Source organism: Rummeliibacillus sp. TYF-LIM-RU47 (assembly GCF_008638315.1).
GTDB lineage: Bacteria > Bacillota > Bacilli > Bacillales_A > Planococcaceae > Rummeliibacillus > Rummeliibacillus stabekisii.
In genome coordinates this window covers 544923-567554 of sequence record NZ_VVIR01000001.1, presented here as the reverse complement: position 1 = coordinate 567554, position 22632 = coordinate 544923, and the positions used below count along the sequence as shown (strand labels likewise).

14 protein-coding genes are annotated in these 22632 nt (G+C 40.0%); 1 reads left to right on the top strand and 13 read right to left on the bottom strand.

The features are described 5' to 3' along the window. Nucleotides 1-2: 2 nt before the first annotated feature. From addA to uvrB, 12 genes are all read right to left on the bottom strand, one after another. On the bottom strand, nucleotides 3-3668 hold the full coding sequence (gene addA, locus F0527_RS02625; RefSeq protein WP_150283716.1) for a helicase-exonuclease AddAB subunit AddA: 3666 nt from the start codon (nucleotides 3666-3668) through the stop codon (nucleotides 3-5). After that, complete coding sequence (gene addB / locus F0527_RS02620) at nucleotides 3649-7158, bottom strand: helicase-exonuclease AddAB subunit AddB (RefSeq protein WP_150283715.1); 3510 nt, start codon at nucleotides 7156-7158, stop codon at nucleotides 3649-3651. Before addB ends, addA begins: the two co-directional genes overlap by 20 nt. Before the next feature lie 52 nt (nucleotides 7159-7210). Beyond that, entirely contained in the window at nucleotides 7211-7837 is a 627-nt protein-coding gene (locus tag F0527_RS02615; protein WP_370454623.1) for a TVP38/TMEM64 family protein, read from the bottom strand. 329 nt (nucleotides 7838-8166) lie between these two features. Continuing rightward, entirely contained in the window at nucleotides 8167-9336 is a 1170-nt protein-coding gene (locus F0527_RS02610) for a PDZ domain-containing protein (RefSeq protein ID WP_066791825.1), read from the bottom strand. Between the two features lie 236 nt (nucleotides 9337-9572). Then, nucleotides 9573-11003: a S41 family peptidase gene (locus tag F0527_RS02605; protein ID WP_150283713.1), complete on the bottom strand. Its 1431-nt coding sequence runs from the start codon at nucleotides 11001-11003 to the stop codon at nucleotides 9573-9575. A gap of 81 nt (nucleotides 11004-11084) precedes the next feature. Next, a complete protein-coding gene (locus tag F0527_RS02600) occupies nucleotides 11085-11660 on the bottom strand; it encodes a peroxiredoxin family protein (RefSeq protein ID WP_150283712.1) in 576 nt (191 codons plus the stop codon). Between the two features lie 162 nt (nucleotides 11661-11822). Then, a complete protein-coding gene (locus tag F0527_RS02595) occupies nucleotides 11823-13100 on the bottom strand; it encodes a murein hydrolase activator EnvC family protein (protein ID WP_223823576.1) in 1278 nt (425 codons plus the stop codon). Between the two features lie 61 nt (nucleotides 13101-13161). After that, on the bottom strand, nucleotides 13162-14046 hold the full coding sequence (ftsX, locus tag F0527_RS02590) for a permease-like cell division protein FtsX (protein WP_150283710.1): 885 nt from the start codon (nucleotides 14044-14046) through the stop codon (nucleotides 13162-13164). Beyond that, nucleotides 14036-14722 (bottom strand): cell division ATP-binding protein FtsE, encoded by a 687-nt coding sequence (ftsE, locus tag F0527_RS02585; protein ID WP_066784729.1) that lies wholly within the window; start codon nucleotides 14720-14722, stop codon nucleotides 14036-14038. The genes ftsX and ftsE overlap by 11 nt, the downstream gene beginning before the upstream one ends. A gap of 213 nt (nucleotides 14723-14935) precedes the next feature. Beyond that, the gene (locus tag F0527_RS02580; protein ID WP_190323366.1) at nucleotides 14936-16132 is read right to left on the bottom strand and encodes a DUF4097 family beta strand repeat-containing protein; all 1197 of its coding nucleotides are present in this window, start codon (nucleotides 16130-16132) and stop codon (nucleotides 14936-14938) included. Nucleotides 16133-16289: 157 nt separating this feature from the next. Then, complete coding sequence (gene uvrA / locus F0527_RS02575) at nucleotides 16290-19154, bottom strand: excinuclease ABC subunit UvrA (protein WP_150283708.1); 2865 nt, start codon at nucleotides 19152-19154, stop codon at nucleotides 16290-16292. A gap of 5 nt (nucleotides 19155-19159) precedes the next feature. After that, complete coding sequence (gene uvrB, locus F0527_RS02570) at nucleotides 19160-21142, bottom strand: excinuclease ABC subunit UvrB (protein ID WP_150283707.1); 1983 nt, start codon at nucleotides 21140-21142, stop codon at nucleotides 19160-19162. A gap of 447 nt (nucleotides 21143-21589) precedes the next feature. On the opposite strand from uvrB, the gene F0527_RS02565 reads away from it, so the two are divergent. Continuing rightward, nucleotides 21590-22150 carry a competence protein ComK gene (locus tag F0527_RS02565; protein WP_150283706.1) on the top strand — a complete coding sequence of 187 codons (561 nt, stop codon included), beginning with the start codon at nucleotides 21590-21592 and terminating at the stop codon, nucleotides 22148-22150. Here the strand turns inward: F0527_RS02565 and F0527_RS02560 are convergent. After that, nucleotides 22140-22493: a YhjD family protein gene (locus F0527_RS02560; protein WP_066784719.1), complete on the bottom strand. Its 354-nt coding sequence runs from the start codon at nucleotides 22491-22493 to the stop codon at nucleotides 22140-22142. The two genes, F0527_RS02565 and F0527_RS02560, sit on opposite strands and share 11 nt — an antisense overlap. Nucleotides 22494-22632: the final 139 nt, after the last annotated feature.

The window sequence follows — 22632 nt, the reverse complement described above, 5'->3', positions numbered from 1 at the left end:
TCCTATAATTGTATAGAGTGATTAGCATTAAATGCGTAAATCACTTTCTCCGCTATTTCAATCTTCAATATCTCTTCTATTGCTTTTTTATAGAGTGAAAGCTGCACTTCATATCGCTTAACCATTTCAGTACGCAAGCCCTCTATTGTTTGCATATGGGGCAAAAGCTGATCCGTTTTATAATCGAGCAAAATCCACTTCCCGGTTGCATCCTTTAACAGGCAGTCGATTACCCCCTGCACAACCTGCGTATCTCCCTCATTGTCTGCAAGACTTAGCGTAAAAGGCATTTCTCGGTGAAGCTCTTGCGCATTCATAAAGCGGATGCCTGTTTCACTTTTAAAGAAGTCGATAATCTTATTCGGTTTCACAGCTTTCGCTTCTTCTTCTGTTAACAGTTGGCGCTCCACTAATGAATCCACAAACCTGCGTACCGTTTCTTCACTATGAAGACCTTCTTTTGGGATATGCTGCATCACTGTATGGATAGCTGTCCCCGTTTCTGCTGCTGTCAGTGATTGCTGCTGTAAAAATGCAGGCCTTTGTGCTACTCTTTGCTGATTTGGCGTGCTGCTCGTAAATAGCTCTGGCTCTTCTTGCGATTGTAGCTGTTGCAGTCTCTTTAATTCACTGACAGATGTTTTGGAACGTTTAGCAATCGCTCGTTCATATGCGTAAGGTTCGTCAAAGCGTCTTTCGATCTCTGCCACCATTGCCGGATTTACTTCCGCTTCTAGTAAAGATTCTTTTTCTTCTTCTACTTTCTCTACCTCAGTTTCATAAAAATCATTCACATGCAAAACATTTAATTTCCATTGAGATTGTTCTGCCCCTACCTCTTCTCCTTTGAAATGAGGATGTCTTGCAAATGCCGGTCCGATCCAATCTAAATAACTTTTTGCTTTTGCGCGAAGGTAGTCTGGAAGCATTTCTCCATCTGGCAGCTGTGCAGAATCCGTCCACTGTTTCTTCGCTTTCTCCCAATCTTTAATCGTTCCAAGTAAGAAAAGCTTCTCCTTCGCCCTTGTCATGGCTACATACAGAATACGCATCTCTTCTGATTTCATTTCTAGCGTTTTCTTTTCTACCATCGCAAGGAAAGGCAGCGATGTGTACTGGATTCTCTTTTCTGGATCAATCATCTTCACAGCTAAGCCAAATTCTTGGTCAAATAAGTAAGGCAAATGGAAATCCATTTTATTAAATTCACGTCCAAGCCCTGCTACAAAAACAAAAGGAAACTCTAGGCCTTTAGATGAATGGATAGTCATGAGACGAACCACATTTTCCTTCTCACTGATGGCTTTAGCAGTTCCTAAGTCATTTCCCCGCAACCGCATGCGCTCTACAAAACGTAAGAAACGGAAAAGACCTCGGAAAGACGTTTTTTCATAAGCGATAGCCCGATCATGTAACGCACGGAGATTCGCCTGCCTTTGCTTGCCATTTGACATAGCTCCGACCATCTCATAATAATTTGTATCCATATAAACGCGCCATATCAAATCAGCCAGAGATCCGCGTCTCGCCAAATCTCGCCAATCCTCCAGTTGCAATAAGAAACGCTGTAACTTCGAAGCAGTAGTGGCGTTTAACCCGGCTCCTTCACTACGTACGAATTGTTTAAGAGCTTCGTAGAATGATGCCTTCGGTTGTGCAAGGCGAATTTTGGCCAATTCATTTTCAGTAAGACCCACAAAAGGTGCTCTTAAAACCGATACAAACGGAATATCTTGATAAGGATTATCGATTGTTTTTAAGGTATTTAACATAATCATGACTTCAAGTGCTTCAAAATAACCTTTTGAAATCTCCGCATACAATGGGATCTCCGCTGCCTTAAACTCATCCACCAAATCTGCAGACCAAGTCATTGAACGCATTAGAATGACAAAATCCCTATACTCGATGGGTCTTTCTTTTTTGGTCCATGGATCCATTACTGTCATACCTGAATCCATCATGCGTCTAATTTCTTTAATCATAAATCTAGCTTCTTGCTGGGATTTCTTTAACTCTTCTTCCTCGGATGCTTGCGAACCGCTTTCATCCTCATTCTCTTCGGTATATAAAATAGCCAATTCAATTGGCATTTCTTTTTCGTCATAAGGTGCTTGTGGTTTTAAAGCGGCAGCTTCATCATAAACCACTTCTCCTACTTCCTCGCCCATGATTTGTTTAAAAACATAGTTCGTTCCATGTAACACCTGTGGACGACTACGGAAGTTCGCGTTTAAGTCTATACGGAGGCCTGAATTCTCCCCCTCATTGTAAGCTAGATACTTATGAAGAAATAGCGTTGGTTCTGCTAAGCGGAATCGATAGATGGCCTGCTTCACATCACCGACCATAAACATGTTACCGTTTGATGCTTCACCTGTTTTGATGAGCTGTAGGATGGTCTCTTGAAGAAAATTGACATCTTGGTATTCATCAATTAACACTTCTTTAAAATGGGCCCGATAATCAAGTGCAACCGATGAAGGCACCATTTCGCCATCCACGTCTTCCGTTAAAATAGCTAATGCGTAGTGCTCTAAATCTGAAAAGTCTACTAATCCCTTTGAGCTTTTAGCTGCTCCATACATTTCGCTAAATTGTAAAGCTAGCTCTACCAACGTTGCAATCATCGGCTTCATAAAGCGTATTTCATCAAGCAGCCTTTCTGGAGAACGCTGAAAATACTTTTCAACTGGCTTTTCAAACATTTCTTTTACTTGCTTACGTTTCGCTTTTGCCATTTCTAGCAGTTCTTCATCACAGCTACCCTTCTTTTGGGCTTTCGCTCTGTCTAGTTTAACCTTTTGGAAGAATGAATGAGCCTCCTGCCAACTTCTCTCACTAACAAGAGCTCTTGCCTCTTGAAGTAGTACTAAATCCTTTTCTGCTGTTTCCCCGTATGCATAAGGACCATCTGGCAACAGTGCAAGCTGACGGATTTCTTGGGCAATGTGGATGGCTCCATCAATATCATGTAAAATGGCCTTTTTCACATATGGAATGAAAGGCAAATCATCTACAACAGCATCATCTGCAATGGCATATTGCTCTGGCAAGGCCAAAAGCCATTTAGACGGCTCTGGATTGACGCGTGACATTTCATATAGCTTAGAAATGAGCACTTCAATCGCCTGGTCATCTCGATCGGATGTAAAACTATCCACTAACCGGTAGACACGATCGGCATATTCACCGTCATAAGCCGCTTCTAGCACTTGCGCGAGAATATCATCCTTTAGCAATGCCGCTTCTGTTTCATCTGCAATGCGAAAACCTGGATCAATGTTCAGTAAATATGCATATTGCCGCACGATATTTAAGCAAAACGAATGCAGTGTAGAAATCTGCGCTTTATTAATCAGACTTAATTGTCTGCGCAAATGCTTAGAAGTAGGGTCTTTCTTGATTTCCTTTTCAAGCGCATCTGCCATACGATGTCTCATTTCTGCCGCAGATGCATTAGTAAATGTAACGACAAGCAGCTGATCAACGTCAATCGGATGGTCAGATGAAATGACTTTCTCAATCATCCGATTAATCAATACTGCCGTTTTACCTGACCCTGCTGCTGCAGACACTAGGATATCTTGTCCAGTTGCCCATATGGCCTTCCATTGTTCGTCCGTCCATGTCGCATCGTCCGGCTTTTTAGGTATGGCTGAGGTCATCGTGACCACTCTCCTTCCGTATCTTTTCAATTACTTGTTCTGGCTTCTCCAGCGATAATTGGCGATAATGCTGCGCTGGGTCTGTTGTATCAAATTGACATACACTTTTAAATGAACAGAATTCGCATGCGGTACGCTGATTCATCTTGAATGGGCTTATGTCCGTTTTGCCTTCCAGGATTTCTTGGCCTGCCTTTTTATGCTTACTCCGAATAAAGTGTGTAAGTGAACTCATATCATCTGGCCCTATGATGGATGACATACCGGGAGATGCACTGCCGTCTTTTTTGACATAAACAGGCACGACTTTGGAATATCCTCCACTCTCAGCAAGATTTTCGTCCATCGCATGAATTGATTGAGAATCATTTAATAATAGGCCACGCATTTTAAATTCCTTTAAACGCTCAGTTTCGGCTTCTTCTATTGATAAGCTATTAGATGCACTTAGCATTGGGTTGTGAACATGAATATAAAGAACGCCGCCAGCTTCGGCATGGACCGGAAGCCATTCCTCTGAATTCGTAATGGCCACATCTAGGTATGTCAGCATCTGTAAAGATAGTCCATAGTAAACTTCATTTAAATCCAGCTTGCGGGCAGATGATTTATAATCGACAACGCGTATATACGGTTTACCATCAATGGTTGTTGCATCCACACGGTCAATTCGGCCGCGCATTTGCATTTTTTTATTGTTGTCCAACTGAATTATAAGTGGTGGCAAAGGCTCATTCGGCCCAAAAGCTGCTTCAATCGCAATGGGTTTAAAGCCCGACACTCTTGCATGCTGGCTAAGCGATTGCAGTGTTCGTTGTACGATATAGGTCAACTTTCGAGCAATATAGCGGTAGCGTGCATTGCTTAATAAAATTTGGTGATATAAAAGTGGCGATATTTCTTCAACAGCTTTTTTTGCTAAATGCGCACATTGCTCATTCGTTAATTGGCTCCATGAGAGGTGCAGACGATCCGTTTCTTCACTAATCCATTTCAAAGCAGCATGAAAAAGATCGCCGATTGTAGGTGTTTCTAAGCGATACTCTGCTCTTTCCTCCAGATTTAATCCATACATTGAAAAATGGGAGAATGGACAGCGATAAAACTTCTCTATTCGCGATACACTCGAAGTTAATGTAGATCCATAAAGGGCCTCCGTCATTTCAGGTGTTAAAGGTTCAGCTTGCCCATGCGTTTTTAATGGACGCATTAAGCGCTCTAAAATGGTTCTCCAGTAAGGATCCTTCTCATAATATTGTTGAAGCGCTAACCATTCAGGACTTAACTCTCCACGTTCTTGTTGCATCCGTAGTCCTTTCATTAAATACGCAAGCGACGTACGCGGATGCACAATATATGACATAATATCAAAAGCCTCAGTCGATTCAGTCGGATCAACAAGCGCCATTGTTTTACGTATGTTTTTCAGTTGATCTTCCAAGCGTTTGATATACAAAGACGGTAGCAGTGCCTTGCTTTCTTCATCAGCCATCGCATAAGAAACAAACAAACGATGGGATTGCATAGTAAATGCATGATAGGTGATAAATTCTTCTTCTAATAAGCGAGTTTTAGAGGTTGGTGCGATTTCATGCCCAAGTCTTGAAAACCACTCACGCTCGCTGTCAGCCAATATCCCTTCATAATCGAGCCGTTTTGGATACACACCATCATTTACGCCAATCACAAAAACTGCCTTAACATGTGTTAAACGAGCTATATCAGCTGATGCTATTGTTATTTGGTCTATAGAAGGCGGAATTCTTGAGAACTCCAATGTATCAAAGCCTTCATCTAAAATCTCAAAGGCTTCTTCTAAATTCATAGGCTGATCGCCAAAAAGAAGAACAAACTGGTCTAGGATATCCACCCAATTTTTCCATGCTTGTTCATGCTCGCTTGCTTCCAGTAAACGTCCTTTTTCAATTTCATAGTCCTTTAACGTTTGCAGCTTATCAAATACTTCTAGCGTCTCCATGAAACGATAAATGGATGTGGCAATATCTCTACCTGTAGTGGCTTCTTGCAATTCTGTTTCTAATGCTTTCAATGGCACACGAATTTTTTCGCGCACCAATTCTATCTCTTGTTGATAGGCCCGTTCTTCGTCTGTTTGATTGGCTGTATATAATTCTAGTCCGCGATATTTTTTGTAGAGCCAGCGCTCATCTTCAAACCAGCGATTGCCGTATATCCCCTTCGCCAAAACAAAATTTTCAAGTAAGTCTGCTCTTTCTCTCCATATTTGCTTTTCTGCATTCATCGGGAAAAATAAATCGGTTTTGACGGCACGGAAAATAGGCTCATACTGCCAGCCGGATTGGATAGCTTCCAAAGTTGATCGACTTAATTCAATCAACGGATGATGAAGCATCGGCTTCTTTTGGCTGACAAAGTATGGCAGATCATATTGAGGAAAGATGGTGTGAATGAGTGGATCATAGACATCCTGTTGACGATAAAGAATGGCCATATCTCGATAGCGCATACCATCCTCATGGACAAGCCCATGAATTTTTCGAGCAATAGCATGAACTTCTGCCCGACGATTAGATGCTTCAATGATCTCCGCACTGCCATCGCTCTCTTGTTGAAGTGCTGGAAATGTATCAAACTGACTTTCTAAATGTCGTAAATCAGCCGTCTGAAATCTGTGTTGCTCCCTTTGATGGATAGTCGGTTCTAATTCAACGCCATTTCCCTGCGCTATTTCCATTAATTTAGCGCACGTTCTCGAAGATTGGTAGAACAATGCATGCTCATCTTCTGCATCTGCAACTGACTCCATCGGTAATACAATCGTTACGCGGCGCGCTGTTTTAAGCAGTTCCTCTACGACTTCTAACTCTCGTGTAGTAAATGCCGTAAAGCCATCTATATAAATATCTGCCTGTTGGATAGCAAGTGATTTTCCCAGTTGTGACGCTAATAATGGATAGTAGCCTTCACTATCAACATACGTCGTGCCCAATGATTCTTCAATCGCCCCTACGAGCAAATGTAAGTCATGCATTTTATCCTGTAGCGTTTTAGGCGCATCTACATCTGCAAAACTAGTCATTAGATTTGTCAGCGCTGTACTATCCAAACTATATCTGCTAAATTCCTTTAGCAATGACTCCATTTCAGCTGTAAATCCCCGTTTATCAGCAGCTTTCTTAAACAGAGCAAATTCTTCTTTGTGTTGGTCCAACAATTTTCGGATCAGCATTCGATAGCCAAAACCATTGACTTCTTTGCGGCTAATCCCACCTGTTTCTTGTAGAACACGCCATGCCAGTCGTTTAAAGGTTGTGACTTGTGCACGAATAAGCCCTTTAATACTATATTCGTGTGTCATATCTCTCTCGGCTGAAAATGACATCTGATCAGGCACAATTAAGAAAATCGGCGAACCAATTGGCTGCTCTTCCACTTTCGCCACAATTTCTTGTTGAATCAGGGCTGTTTTGCCCGATCCAGATCTGCCTGTTATGAATCGCAGTGACATACATAACTCCCGCTTTCTTTTCCTTAATTATAGCACAACACGAACGAGCGTTCTATTTTTGTTCATATTTAGATGAATTTCGCATTTCTTCTTTCATTTTGTTGTTCATTCGCGCTTCGACATGCTTTCCTCCCCACCATAAGAGAACCAGAACAACAACAATCAAGCCTGTCCTAACAGGATTCGTAATGAGTGCACGCAAATCTGATCCGATCCAACTAATAATGAAAATCATCACCAGTTTTGCCAGCATCACAGTGATTAAATAATTCTTCTTTTTAAGATTTGATAGTCCAGCCACCACATTGACAATAGCCGATGGCGTGAAAGGAAAACAAAGCAATATTAATAATGGGGTGAAGCCTTGATATTCAACCCAATGTATAAGCTTTTGAACAGCTGTACGATTTGAAATAAAGCGCAGAATTTTGCTTCTGCCAAACTTTCTGATAATAATAAATACAGAATAAGCTCCTAACACTGCGCCTACCCACGAAAACAAAAATCCCCACCATAATCCATAGGCGCTAGCATTCGCCACCACGAATGCAGCTAATGGCAAAAACGGCAAAAAAGCCTCTAAGAATGGCAAGGCTATAGCTAGTAGAGTCCCAATTAAACGATAATGTTGTGCAAGCAACTGAAATTTCTCAATGGATAACCATTCAGGCACGATCATTGCCCCTTTCGACAAATCTTACTTTTATAGTTAAGACTAATATAGCCATTTATAAGTTGCGTTACGATTCAGTTAAAACTTTTTTGCTATTTTCGACATACAATTACCCATAAAATCTAATAGGGGGTAGTCCAATTATTATACAACACTTTGTGTAGAGGTGAGCGACAAAAGGATTGCCTTTATTTCGACAAAATGTTGTTCTCCAAAATACAAAAAGACGGCCTGTCCTTTCAGACAGCTACCGTCATAATAGATATGTTTCTATTTATACATACTCAGTTTTAAAGATTTAACTCTAGCTCTATCTTCAGCTAGCAACGTGTCTTCTAGCGAACTACTAGCAAGCCAATTCGATAGTGGTCATGACGATAAATGACATGCTGCCTTAACCGAACTTCTCCGTCCTGGTCAACCACTTCTAGTCGACAATGTGCTGCATTTATTTGGAGCGCTTCATATAATTCTTCTTCATTTGAGACCGGAATGCCATTGACTTTACGAATGCATTCACCCACTTGAATGCCCATAGCTGCAGCTGGGGAATCCGGCAAAACACCCGCAACCATCACACCATTATCTTTTGGCGTTACGGCATATGTACCATGGCGTTCACTTAATGAATATAGGATTGAAATGAAAATACGTCCAATTATACCGACAAATACTGCTGCGACTCCCATGATTGGAAAGAAGTAAGCAATAATTCCTTCAATTAAGACAAGCAGGCCCAGAATCTCGATTGTTTTTCCTACTTGTGGGTAAAAGTGTACCGGCAACAACTTTCTTGATCTCTGTTGAAACCCAATGACAAACGGTACAAGAATTAGTGAGAATGTATTGCTTCCTAGCGTAAACTGCGGCCAATATGGAACATATTCGTGAATCGCTCCACTCGGAATTACGAAGAAAATAGGCAGCATCCACAACCGTTTTGCAAGGTAGATAGCGGATGGTAAACCTCGTTCAGACTTTAATATTTTAGGTGAAGCAAGTTTTGCAGCATTCTTTACGACAAGAGCACCTTCCGCAACCAGCACAAGCCCAATTAATATAGGAATTGTACTTAACATCCCGACATGCATAGAATGACTTGTCACATCCCACTTCAAGAAATGCCAAGAGCCATCTGCAATATATGTATACCATAAGATAACAAATGCTATGCCAAGTGGATAAACAGCAGATGCTGCATGATAATAAAAAACAGCGATTAAAATAACGCCGACGACTGCACTGATCACAATAAATTGAATGGGAACTGTTAATCCTACGATTAAGCTTATGGCTGAGATGATAACCCCAGGCAACCAGCCTTCTTTCACCATAAGGATTGTCTCAGACCATCCCCAAAAAATTCGTGTCTTAAAGGATTTCCGTTCTGATTTTACACGCTGATAGCCAATTAAAATAGCGAATAAGATTCCTATATATAATAAAGGATTTAAAAAGAAACGGCCGATGCCTTTGATAATTTCCATGATTACATCTATGTACATACGTTTTGCATCACCTTTCATTCTCCGGCAGTTAATATAATGGTGCTTTCATTGTATCAAACAGCCGATTGAAAACGAAGTGTTTTAATGATTATGTACCATTTATCTTATATTAGGGAATGTAAAAGCGGTGAAAAGCAATAGTTTTCTCTTCTTCACTTTCTGGCTCATGAATTGCAAGATTAGCCCTGTAGGAAGCGGTCGAGGATGACTGCTCACCTACAGGGATTTTTCATCTATTTCAACTTTTGATTAATATAGCTAATCGCCATTTGGAGCTGCGTATCATTTTCTTCTTTCTCTCTATATTGAACCATCTCTTCACGCAGGGTTGTTAAGAATTCCTCATTCATTTCACTTTTGCCGGACAGATTGTGTTTATCACTATACTGTTGGACAGCTTTTGCTGTGGATTTATCATAATACCCATCCAATCGGCTAATTTGGTAGCCCTGTGTTTTTAATACTTCTTGGATTGATTGAATATCATCTGCAAAATCTCCTTCTTTAAATTTCCCTGCGATTGGTGGCAATTTCATATGAAATAGGGGATTTTGTTCCACTTCAACTCCAGCTTGAATACCCTTGCCATGAATCCATTCCCTTTTTGGTGTCAGCCATTTATTCGTGGAAAGCTTCAATTCGCCCCCATTAGATAATGGCCAAGTTTCTTGTACAGTACCTTTTCCAAAACTTTTAACACCAATAATCATTGCTCGATCTAACTCTTTTAACGCTCCACTTAGCACTTCACTCGCAGATGCACTTCCCTCATCTTGCAGCAGGACCATCGGCAGCTGTTTTAACTTTTCATCATAATCAAACGCGAGATCATCTTTTGCGACTTTTAAGGGCTCTTGATTGCCCATCGCATCTTCCATGTAGGCGAAAGTAGAATCCGGTTTAACGACACTTCCAATAACTTGTGCGACACTTTTGAGATATCCGCCGGGGTTGCTTCTTACATCAATGATTAAAGCTTGAATATTATTTTTCATCAGTTCGCTTGTTTGCTGGTACCATTCTTCTGCCGTCTTTTCACCAAAAACAGAAATAGCGATATAACCAATATTTTTGTCTTTTACTCCAATGAGCTTGCTTTTGACAGATGTTTGCGCAATTGCTCCTCTTGTAATTTTGATATCTACATGTCGGTTTTCTGAAGGTCTAAATACTGTCATGGTAAGGGTTGTACCCTCATCGCCCCTTATAAGTGCAAGCAATTGAGTTAATGACTTGCCTTCTGCCCTTTGCTTATCTATTTGGACGATTTCGTCATAAGGTTTAAGTCCCGCTTTCTCAGCTGGCGACCCTTTCATTGGCGACACGACAATAAACCGCCCTTGGCTTTGGGTGATCTCTGCTCCTATCCCTACACGTTCATCAGATAATTGCTCCTTATGCATTTTTGCTTCTTCTTTTGTATAGTAGGTGCTGTAGGGATCCTTCAAAGCGCCCGCCATACCTGTAATCGCACCTTCAACCAATTGTTTTTCCGTTGTACTATGAACCGACTCTTGGCGAATTAATTGATATGCTTCTCCAACAGGTTCTAAAGTTGTTGATTCAGCCTTCACTGCTTCTTTTGTTTTTTGGGACTTCATGAAATAGAAAATCCCTCCGCATACCAATACACTAATAAATAAATAAAGCCACCATTTTCGCATTAATCTCAGTCCCTCCCATATCTTTGCACTATATGAGAGAAAGTCCTGAAATAAAACTAAAATGGTGGACATGTTTTTAAATTATTTTAAAATCTTCATTGTATTTTCCATCATACCCTTATCCATTGGACCCACAGCTTTCTGCTTAATCTGCCCTGCTTCATTAATGAAAAAGGTAGTTGGAATTGTAACAATTTCGTACTGCTTTTGCTGTTCGCCTTCCTTATCCAATAAGATGGGGTACGTGATATCGTAGGATTCGGCAAACTCTTTAATATACTCTTTACTTTTGTCAGAGCTAGTCAAATTAACTGCTAAAATTTCCACATTATCTTTTTTATTCAAGCTTTTATAATATTTCTCCATATGAGGGATCTCTTCTTTACATGGTGGACACCATGTTGCCCAAAAGTTTAGTATTACTTTTTTGCCGCGATAATCCGATAGCTTCACTTTTTTCCCTTCGAGAGTCTTAAGTGTAAAATCAGGAGCATATTGTCCGATTTCCAATCCATTCTTTTCTGTCTCTTTTGTTTCTACTTTTGTGTATGAGGTGTCGATTTTTTCTGCTTCAGTTATTTTCGACTTTAAAAAGTTCGTGAGTGCAAAAACAATTAATGCTGCCACTAGCAGCAAACCGAAAACTTTCTTTTTCACTTTTTCGCCTCCAGCTTTGCATATCTATAAGAATTTATGCTTGTTTCCATACTAAAAATGCTATCACAATCTAATTTGAAAAGCCATGAATGCTATGTGAATAGATACGTTGGAAATAAAAAAAAGTTGCCGGCTAATTAGCCAGCAACAAATTCATTATGTCTAAAATGAGATATACCGCAAAGGATTGACCGCTCCTACTTTTTGCCCTTCCCATGGCGTTGTATGGATTTCAAAATGGAGATGGGTGCCGTATGCGCGGCCTGTCTGCCCCATATAGCCAATCACCTGGCCTTTATGAACTCTTTCGCCAACAGATACCTTATATTGGCTTAAATGTGCATAAACTGTCGTAAAGATATGTCCTTCAATGGAATGTGTCATCATGACCACATTTCCATAGGTAGACAAGGGACTAGCACGAAACACTACTCCATCGGAGGCTGCTACTACCGGAGTGCCCTCTTTATTCGCAAGATCAATACCATAGTGAAATTCTGCGCCTTCACCTAAATCCCGCCACCCGTGATTGGATGTCAGCCGCCCTACAGCCGGCTTTGTCCATGTTCCAAACGTGACCTCGGGCAGTTCGCCCGTCTCCATTTGAGAAGCAGCCGAAGTAGCTGCATTTGACGTAGAGGACATTTGTGCTGCTAGGTTTGCTAGTCTTTGCTGTTCTTCTTCAATCTCTCTTTTCACATTTTCACTCATCGTGACAGCTTCTGAGTATTCCTTTTCAAGGAGTCTCTTCCCTGTTTGCAGCTTTTTTTGTTCTGCTTCCAGTTTGTCGATTACACGATTTTTATCTATTATTTGTTCATCATACGATTTACGAAGCAATTCTAATTGTTCACGGTAGATTTTTTTCTTCTCTACTTTCCCATCAAGCTCTGCCTGTTTCTCTTCCAAACGCTCCTTTTTGTCGCGTTGTTCTCGTAAAATTTCGCGATCTGCTTGTAATAATGTATTCACAGCACCCACACGGTCAATAAAATCACCTAAACTTTGTGATTGTAAGACAAGGGTCACATAGCTTAAACTCCCATTGTTTTCTTGAAGAGCCCTTGCACGATTATCAAGCAATTCAGTACGTTGATTGATTGTTTGCTGCATGCTTTCAACCGAAACACTTAATTGGTTGATTGCTTTAGACATCTTGTGTTCTTTCGCAAGCACGGAACCAATTTTCAAATCAGTTCTAGTAAGTTTACGATCAAGGCTAGCGATTTGGTCCATATAATTCTCAATTGTTGCTTTATGTTGATTAATCTCAGAAGTTTTTGCATCTAGTTTTGAATGGAGTTCACTTTTTTCTTTATCCATTCTTTGCTGTTTACTATTTAAGTCCTTGATAGATGTTGCATGCACCTTTATCGTTGGCCATACTAGAGCAAATGCGATTGTGGTACATAGTAAAGCTTTTAAGGCCCTTGATTTCATGTTCAACCACGAATCCCCCTGATATTCTTTCTCTCTCAACATTGCATATTTATGGCTTAACTTACACTTTTAAGAATTTACGTACAGACATAAAACTTCCCCACATACCGATGATTACGCCCATTACTAATATCAATGCATCTATTTCAATGATAAATGGAGAAACGCTTAGCAATTCGAACACTTCTCCCTTTAATCTTGGCGCTAGCGCACTGTGAATATTTGCATACGCAAGCGTTACAACTACAATCGGAATAATCGATCCTAAAATACCTAGCCAAATCCCTTCAAGTAAGAAAGGAATGCGTACAAACCAGTTTGTAGCACCTACAAGTTTCATGATTTCAATCTCTTTACTTCGAGCAAAAATAGTAATTTTGATAGTATTCGAGATTAAGAACATTGCAGTCAGCAATAAGGCAACGATGAGTACAATCCCCACATTTCTACCTGTGTTTAACACATTGAAGAGCTTCTCGATTTTCCCTTTCCCGTATAACGCTTCATATGTACCATCCATCTTATCAATTTGTTTAGCGATTTTCGCTGTCTGTTGAGGGTTGGATGCTTTGACATAGAGAACATTTCGCAATGGATTGCTTTGTTTAAATAAACTTAAATCGTTACCAAAGTCTTTCACTAAACCGCTTAATTCACTCTCTTTTGATGAATAGCGTATTGATTCTACCCCTGGCAAGTTCTTAATTTGATCTTGCAGATTGCTCTCATCTTTTTCATTTGCTTGTAAATCGATGAGTACTTTGATCTCCACATCGTTTTCCAGATCATCGGCAACTTTGTTTAAGTTCATCATAATCACCATAAATACGCCCACAAGCAATAGGGTTACAGTGACGGCACTGACAGAAGCAAATGTCATCCATCCATTTCTGGCAATTGATTTAAAGCTTTCTCGTAAATGACGCGACAAGGTGTTAAATTTCATAGCCGTAATCACCTCCTCGTTCATCACGAACAATTAGTCCGCCTTCAATGGCAACAACACGACGCCTCATATTATTAACGATTTCTCGATTGTGCGTCGCCATTATAATGGTTGTCCCTCTTGCATTAATCTCTTCAAATAAACTCATAATCTCCCAAGATGTATCAGGGTCCAGGTTTCCGGTTGGTTCATCGGCAATTACTACTTTTGGTAAATTGACAATGGATCTCGCAATCGACACGCGTTGTTGCTCTCCGCCCGATAATTCATCCGGAAACATTCTCGCTTTCTTTTTTAAGCCCACTAAATCCAATACATCCATCACACGTTTTCGTATTTTTTCCGGATGTTCTTCTATTACCTCAAGAGCAAATGCGACGTTCTCGAAGACAGTAAGCTTTGGCAGCAGCTTAAAGTCTTGAAAGACTACGCCGATTTGCCTTCTTAAGTAAGGAACTTCTTTATTCTTTAAATTAGACAGGTTCATGCCATTCACAACAATTTCACCTGATGATGCTTTTTCTTCCCGATACATCATCTTAATAAAAGTCGATTTCCCAGCACCGCTCGGACCGACAATATAAACAAACTCCCCTTGGTTAATTCTTATATTGAGCCCATTCAGCGCTACAATACCATTGGGGTACTTTTTATAGACATTCTTCATTTCTATCATATTTAGACCACCTATGTTTTAGTAAAACTTGACTATTTTCCACTCTATTATATCACGGCACTATTTGTCTACCATTACAAGTGTATTTCAAATAGGTGAATTATTACTTGGGTGTTTCTTTTTATTTACTTGTTATTTAATCTACCAAAAAAAAGACTGCATCAAAAGAAAGCGTTAAAGCTTTCTTTTAAAGCAGTCTTCTTACCATAACTTTTAAAGGTTATATCGAACTATAACAGATCCAGTTTTTGTTTCCCCTTCAACTAGCAGAGTTTGTGTATCTTCAATTACTTTTGAGAATTGTACACTCTTTTGCAAGAACTGATTTTGTTCATTTTGTCGTTGGATATCCGGTAGACGCACATCTACTTTTCCTAAGTTTGAAGTGACTTCACCCTGTAGGGAGGTATTATTCGGTATATAAATTTCCACTGCACCAGCAATTGTTTGTGCACGGATATTCTTTGCTTTTTCAGTACGAGTCGTCACTACGACATGGCCATTAGCTGATTTCGCATCTAATTCTTCTATTTTCCCATCGACATAAATGCGACCATTGACTGTTTCTACTTCTGCTTTTTTCCCTTTCACATCACGTAGGTCAATTGCGCCATTGGCAGTTTCTGCATCCAATTGGTAAAAACCGACATTTTTGAAATCAATACCGCCATTCATTGTTTTAACTTTTATTTGCTCGATATCAATGTCAGCTGTTTTAAATCCCCCATTGAATTGGCGGATTGTAACGAAATCATATTTTTTTGCCGGAATGTAAATAGTAGCATCTAGGCGCAGTTTTTTAGTTGCAGAGACAATTCGTAATGTATCATCATCTGCCTTGCTGATTACACCTTGATTGAATTCTTTTAATATGTCATCCGACATTTTTCCAATGGTTGGTCGAATTCGATATACAATTTTCGCGCTCTCTTCGTTCGTTGGAATCAACTCGATATTACCATTGGGAATATCAATGCTAATATTAGAAAACGTAGCGTTTTGTAACTCTTCTATTTTTTCTTCTGAGGCTGAAGAACTCATAAACCCTTTGTCAAAATCGAATTCTTTTACTTTCGAGAAAGTAGTGTTCATTAAATTCACCAATTTCGTTCCAAATTGTGTGAAGTCTTTTCGTATTTCTTCAAAGAATTCATCTTCATTGCCCGATTGGCGTTGTTCAGTTGTCTGCTCCCCATACTGGTCACTTGCCATCTTCTCTTTTTTCGACTCATTTTCGAAATATTCTTTCTGTGGAGCAGTCTTGCTGCTATCAGTTGTTGCTTTATTTTCGTTTGGCTGTTGGTTCATGTTTGTTGGCTGCTCAAGTTTTTCAAATAGTACGATTGCTTCTTGGGCGGTGATTGTGCCTTTTTCGACTAAATCCAAAATTCGTTTACGTTCATCTTGCATAATAACACCCTCCATTATTCGTCTTACTACATGTACGAATTCACTGGCAAAAAGTTTCATAATAACGGAAGGAGATATACCTGCCAAAGCTTACTTAGCTCCCTAGGGCAGATAAATCTCCATTTCCAGTCATGCTATCTTAATCATTTTACTAATACTATTTCTGCGCTTTTTCGAGCGATGCTTCCATACGGGCGCGATCACGCTCTAATACACGATTCAAATAAAATCCAGTATATGAACCTTCTGTGTCAGCTACTTGCTCAGGCGTTCCCTTAGCAACAACAGTACCACCTTTATCTCCGCCTTCTGGTCCCATATCAATAATGTAGTCAACTGTTTTTATTACATCAAGATTATGTTCGATAACCAGCACTGTGTCGCCATTCTCTACAAGTCGATGTAACACTTTCAATAGACGCGAAATATCATCTGCATGAAGTCCTGTTGTCGGTTCATCCAATATATAAATGGATTTTCCATTAGACCGTTTATGCAATTCAGATGCCAGCTTAACGCGTTGCGCTTCCCCACCGGATAACGTAGTCGCTGGTTGGCCAAGTTTGATATAACCTAATCCCACATCAACTAATGTTTGCAGCTTTCTAGCAATACGCGGGATGTTTTTAAAGAATTCCAAGCCATTTTCAACTGTCATTTCGAGCACATCTGAAATATTTTGGTCTTTATATTTTACCTCAAGTGTTTCCCTGTTATAGCGTTTGCCATGACATACTTCACATGGTACGTAAACATCAGGCAAGAAATGCATCTCAATTTTGATGATCCCATCTCCACGACACGCTTCACAGCGTCCGCCTTTGACATTAAAGCTAAAGCGTCCTTTTTTATAACCACGTACTTTCGCTTCATTTGTAGAAGCGAACACATCTCGAATATCATCAAATACCCCTGTATATGTTGCTGGGTTAGAACGTGGCGTTCTGCCGATCGGTGACTGGTCAATATCAATCACTTTTTCTAACTGCTCGATTCCTTCTATTTCTTTCACTTCGCCTGGCTTAATCTTGGCGCGGTTCAATTTATGGGCGAGCGTTTTGTATAGAATTTCATTGACTAACGTACTCTTCCCAGATCCAGAAACACCAGTTACCGCAACAAATACGCCTAATGGAATATCTACTTTTACATTTTTTAAATTGTTTTCTCTTGCCCCTTTAATTTTGATATAGCGGCCATCAGGGGTTCTCCGTTCAATTGGCAATGGGATAAATTTCTCGCCGCTTAAATATTTCCCTGTTAATGAATGCGGATTATGCATAACCTCCTGCGGTGTACCGGCAGCAACAATTTCACCGCCATGTGCTCCTGCGCCAGGTCCTACATCGATTAAATAGTCAGCGGCCATCATTGTATCCTCATCATGCTCAACAACAATCAATGTGTTGCCCAGATCTCTCATGCTTTGCAATGTAGCGATCAGACGGTCATTATCGCGCTGATGTAGGCCGATTGACGGCTCATCTAAGATATATAACACACCAGTTAACCGTGAGCCAATTTGAGTAGCGAGACGAATTCGCTGTGCCTCGCCGCCCGATAATGTGCCTGCTGCACGGTTTAACGTTAGATAATCCAAGCCAACATTGATTAAAAAGCTCAATCGCTCTTGGATCTCTCTTAAAATCAACCGGGCAATCTGCATATCTTTTTCCGATAGCTCTAGTTCTTTAAATAGTTGGAATGCCTCTTTTACAGAAAGCTCTGTTACTTCACCAATATGGATACCATTGATCTTTACAGCTAATGATTCAGGTTTTAAACGATGACCGTGACATGATGGGCATGGTTGCTGTACCATGTATTTTTCCATTTGCTCACGTACATAATCCGAGCTAGTTTCTTTGTAGCGTCGTTCTACATTTCTTAACACACCTTCAAAGAAAATATTTTGGTCTCGCACGCTTCCAAATTCATTTTCATAGTGGAAGTGAATGCTATCATTTCCCGATCCATTTAATATCTTATCCATTTGTTCACTTGATAGCTCTTTTACCGGCACATCCATTGGGATACCGTAATGGTAGCAAACAGCTTTCAATAATTGTGGATAGAATTGTGAGCTTGTTGGAATCCATGGAGCAATGGCTCCTTCATCCAATGTCAAATCCCAGTCTGGTATGACTAATTCTTTATCTACTACTAGTTTAGAGCCAAGACCGTCACATCTTGCACATGCACCAAACGGGCTGTTGAAGGAGAACATTTTCGGTTCTAATTCGCCGATTGAAAAGCCACAAATAGGACAAGCGTGATGTTCGCTGAATAACAGTTCTTCATGTTCCATCACATCGACTACTACACGGCCTTCTGCAAGCCTTAACGCTGTTTCTAATGAATCGCTTATACGTGCCTCGACGCCTTCTTTTAAAACGATACGGTCAATGACCACTTCAATCGTATGTTTTTTATTCTTGTCTAATTCAATATTATCGTCTAAATCGCGGAGTTCACCATCTATTCGTGCACGGACAAACCCCTGTTTTTTTAGATCCTCTAAAAGTTTTACATGTGTGCCCTTTCTCCCTTGGACCATGGGTGCAAGTAGTTGAAGCTTAGTACGCTCAGGATACTGCTTAATGCGATCCACCATTTGTTCAATGGTTTGAGAAGTAATTTCAATACCATGCTTTGGGCAGATTGGTTTTCCGACACGAGCAAAAAGCAATCGCAGGTAATCATAAATCTCCGTTACCGTTCCGACAGTTGAGCGCGGGTTTCGGCTTGTTGTTTTTTGATCGATTGATATGGCAGGCGATAAGCCTTCTATCGCATCTACATCCGGCTTGTCCATCTGACCTAAAAATTGACGTGCATAAGATGACAGCGACTCAACATAGCGCCGTTGACCTTCCGCATAAATCGTGTCAAAAGCGAGAGAGGATTTCCCTGAACCCGACAAACCAGTAATCACGACTAATTGGTCTCTTGGAATGGTCACATCTATATCTTTTAAATTATTTGCTCTGGCACCTTGTACTACAATCTCTTGATTTTTCAAATTGGTCATCCTTCCGACTTCAATTCCAAAATAGTGTCTCTTAATTCTGCTGCCCGCTCAAAATCAAGCGCTTTTGCAGCATCCTTCATTTCTGTCTCTAAAGATTCAAGCAATGTGATTTTTTCTGCCTTCGTAAGCTTTTTGCCTTTGGTTGCTTTTGTCAGATATGTTTCAGGTTCCTCAGCAGCTTGTGTTGCGCGAATCACATCACGAATTTCTTTTTGTATAGTTTTAGGTGTAATATTGTGTTTTTCATTATATTCCATTTGAATTGTACGACGACGTTCCGTTTCCTCGAGTGCTTTTGCCATGGAATCTGTAATGCGATCAGCATACATAATGACATGCCCATTAGAGTTTCGAGCAGCACGACCGATTGTTTGGATTAAAGAACGTTCTGAACGAAGGAAACCTTCTTTATCCGCATCTAAAATAGCGACAAGAGAAACTTCCGGAATGTCTAGTCCTTCACGAAGCAAGTTAATACCGACTAGTACATCATATGTTCCTACACGCAGCTCTCGAATAATTTCAATACGCTCTAACGTTTTTATTTCCGAATGCAAATACTGTACCTTGATGCCCATCTCTTTTAAATAATCGGTTAAATCCTCCGACATTTTTTTCGTAAGCGTCGTAATCAGAACACGTTCATTCCGTTGAATTCTATTTTGAATTTCATCCATTAGGTCATCGATTTGGCCTTCAATTGGACGTACATCGATTTCTGGATCAAGCAAGCCAGTCGGGCGAATAATTTGTTGAGCCATTTCAGGTGTATGTTCCAATTCATAGGGACCAGGCGTTGCCGAAACATAAATTGCATTATGAATATGTTTCTCAAATTCTTCAAATTTCAGCGGCCTGTTATCAAGCGCGGACGGCAGACGGAATCCGTGTTCTACTAGTACGTTTTTGCGTGCTTGGTCTCCATTATACATACCACGGATTTGCGGCAATGTAACATGGCTTTCATCAATGACAAGCAGAAAGTCTTCCGGGAAGTAATCAAGCAATGTGTAAGGTGTAACACCAGCAGGGCGCAATGTAAGATGCCTTGAATAGTTTTCTATGCCAGAGCAGAAGCCCATTTCGCGCATCATTTCCAAGTCGTAATTCGTTCGTTGCTCTAAGCGCTGTGCTTCCAACAGCTTGTCTTCTTCTCGCATATGTTTTAATTGATCTTTCAGTTCTACTTCAATATTATCTATTGCTTTTAATAATTTCTCCTCACGCGTAACGAAGTGAGATGCTGGGAAAATAGCAATATGTTCTCTATCTCCAAGCACTTCGCCTGTCAATGCATCTACTTCTCTAATGCGGTCAACTTCATCCCCGAAAAATTCAATACGGATACAGTGTTCATCACGAGATGCAGGGAAAATTTCGACTACATCTCCGCGCACTCTAAAGGTACCACGCGTGAAATTTATATCATTTCGTTCATACTGGATATCTACGAGTTTGCGGAGCAGCTGGTTGCGTTCAATTTCCATCCCTGTACGAATGGACACAACCATTTCACGGTATTCTTCCGGGTTCCCCAAGCCATAGATACAAGAAACCGATGCAATAATAATTACATCATCTCGTTCAAACAAAGAGGAAGTGGCAGAGTGCCGCAGTTTATCGATCTCATCATTGATGCTGGCGTCCTTTTCAATGTAGGTATCGGTTTGTGGCACATACGCTTCCGGTTGGTAATAATCATAATAGCTGACGAAATACTCGACAGCATTATTTGGAAAAAACTCCTTAAACTCGCTGTAAAGTTGCCCTGCGAGCGTTTTATTATGCGCAATGATCAACGTCGGCTTTTTCACTTCTTTGATAACGTTTGAAATCGTAAAAGTTTTCCCCGTTCCTGTTGCGCCAAGAAGTGTTTGATGCTGTTTATTTTGTCTAACGCCTTCAACCAGTTCTTTAATCGCTGCAGGCTGGTCGCCACTCGGTTGATATGCGGAATGTAATTCGAAATCTTTACTCATTTGGTTCCTCCCCGTTCCTTAAAACTCATAGACATATTTTAACATAGCTACTCACAAGTATCCAGAAATAAGCGAACGTACGTTTTATTGTTTAAATAAAAAAACCGCTCCATCTGAACGGTTTTTAATTTTTAAATTGAATGATAACAGTCACAGTTTTCGACTTTGGGGGCTTTTACTGAGAAAGTAAAACAAAAATAGTTTAATTTTACCCTCATATGGCCCAAGCAAAGTATTCATTCTACCAACAAAAAGAGAAGAACGACCAATGATATGTCACTTTTCTCTGTTTTATTTCCTGAAATGCTTTTTGTTAGTATAGGAAAAACAACATGAATATGCAATCTTTTTTACTTTCTCATCTATCTATAGAAATAGTGTAGTTGAGATCATTATATACCCGTAAATTTAATCTTTGAATCCACCAACATACTAGGAGGAATAAAAATGGAAATTATAAAAATTCATGAATTTTATCTAACACCGGATATTTGCATGCTTAAGCCTATTTTGGTAGACAAACGAAATTATTCACTTGTTATTGAGCTCAATCGTCAATACATCGTCTCGTGTACTGTGACCCGATTGATTAATTATATTTGTACTTCACTCGGCACTTCATTGGACGTATCACTGGAATATTCAAATTACGTATTTAGCAAAGTAAACGAACATGCTAAATCAGACACGATTATTAAACTACCTATCATCTTAACGGCTCTTTTACAGCCATATATTTTCTTTCCGACTGCATCACCTAAGAAAAAGCATAACGCATGGATTTTGTGGCAAAATTTTAGAGGACATACTATGATGAATAAACAAGAAATGGGCTTATATTTCAAAAAAGGAGTTTATATAGAGGAACAATTAAGTTTTACAACACTTTCAAGGCAGCAATATTATGCTTCCATCCTTTATTTCCGTCATATGGACGAGGTGATCAATAGGCATCAAAAAATGGACAATCGTTCAATTATAGAGCGCGGCTTGTTTCTTATGACTTAGATAAATAGTGAGTTAACAGTTCTTCCACATGATTGCGCAGCCGAATATTCGAGTACCGGCGGCAATCTTGGGCTCTTTTATTGATAAAAATGTATTCGGAGAATAGATCATCTCGCTCCCCGCGGAATACTTGCAGCTGATGCATAGCCAAATAACGTTTCGTCTCAGCCAGTTCTTTGTGGACTCGCTTGGTCGTCTGTTCAAGCAGCCTTATATAGGGTTGTTTTAATTTAAAATGCCCTTGCTCAAATTCTTTGCTATCACGCTTTAGAATTTGCAGCACCATTGGCAAGTAAATGGCCTGCTCTAACCTATGAATTGCTTCATTCGATAAATTCAACATCGCCAACAACCTCCATAGAAAACAAACGTTCTTATTTTATTTTATATTCGAGTTGCTCATTTAGCAAGCAAAATTAAGAACAAACGTTTGGTATGTTTTGGCTCAATACCTAAAATAGAAAGAGACAACACCGCTACTA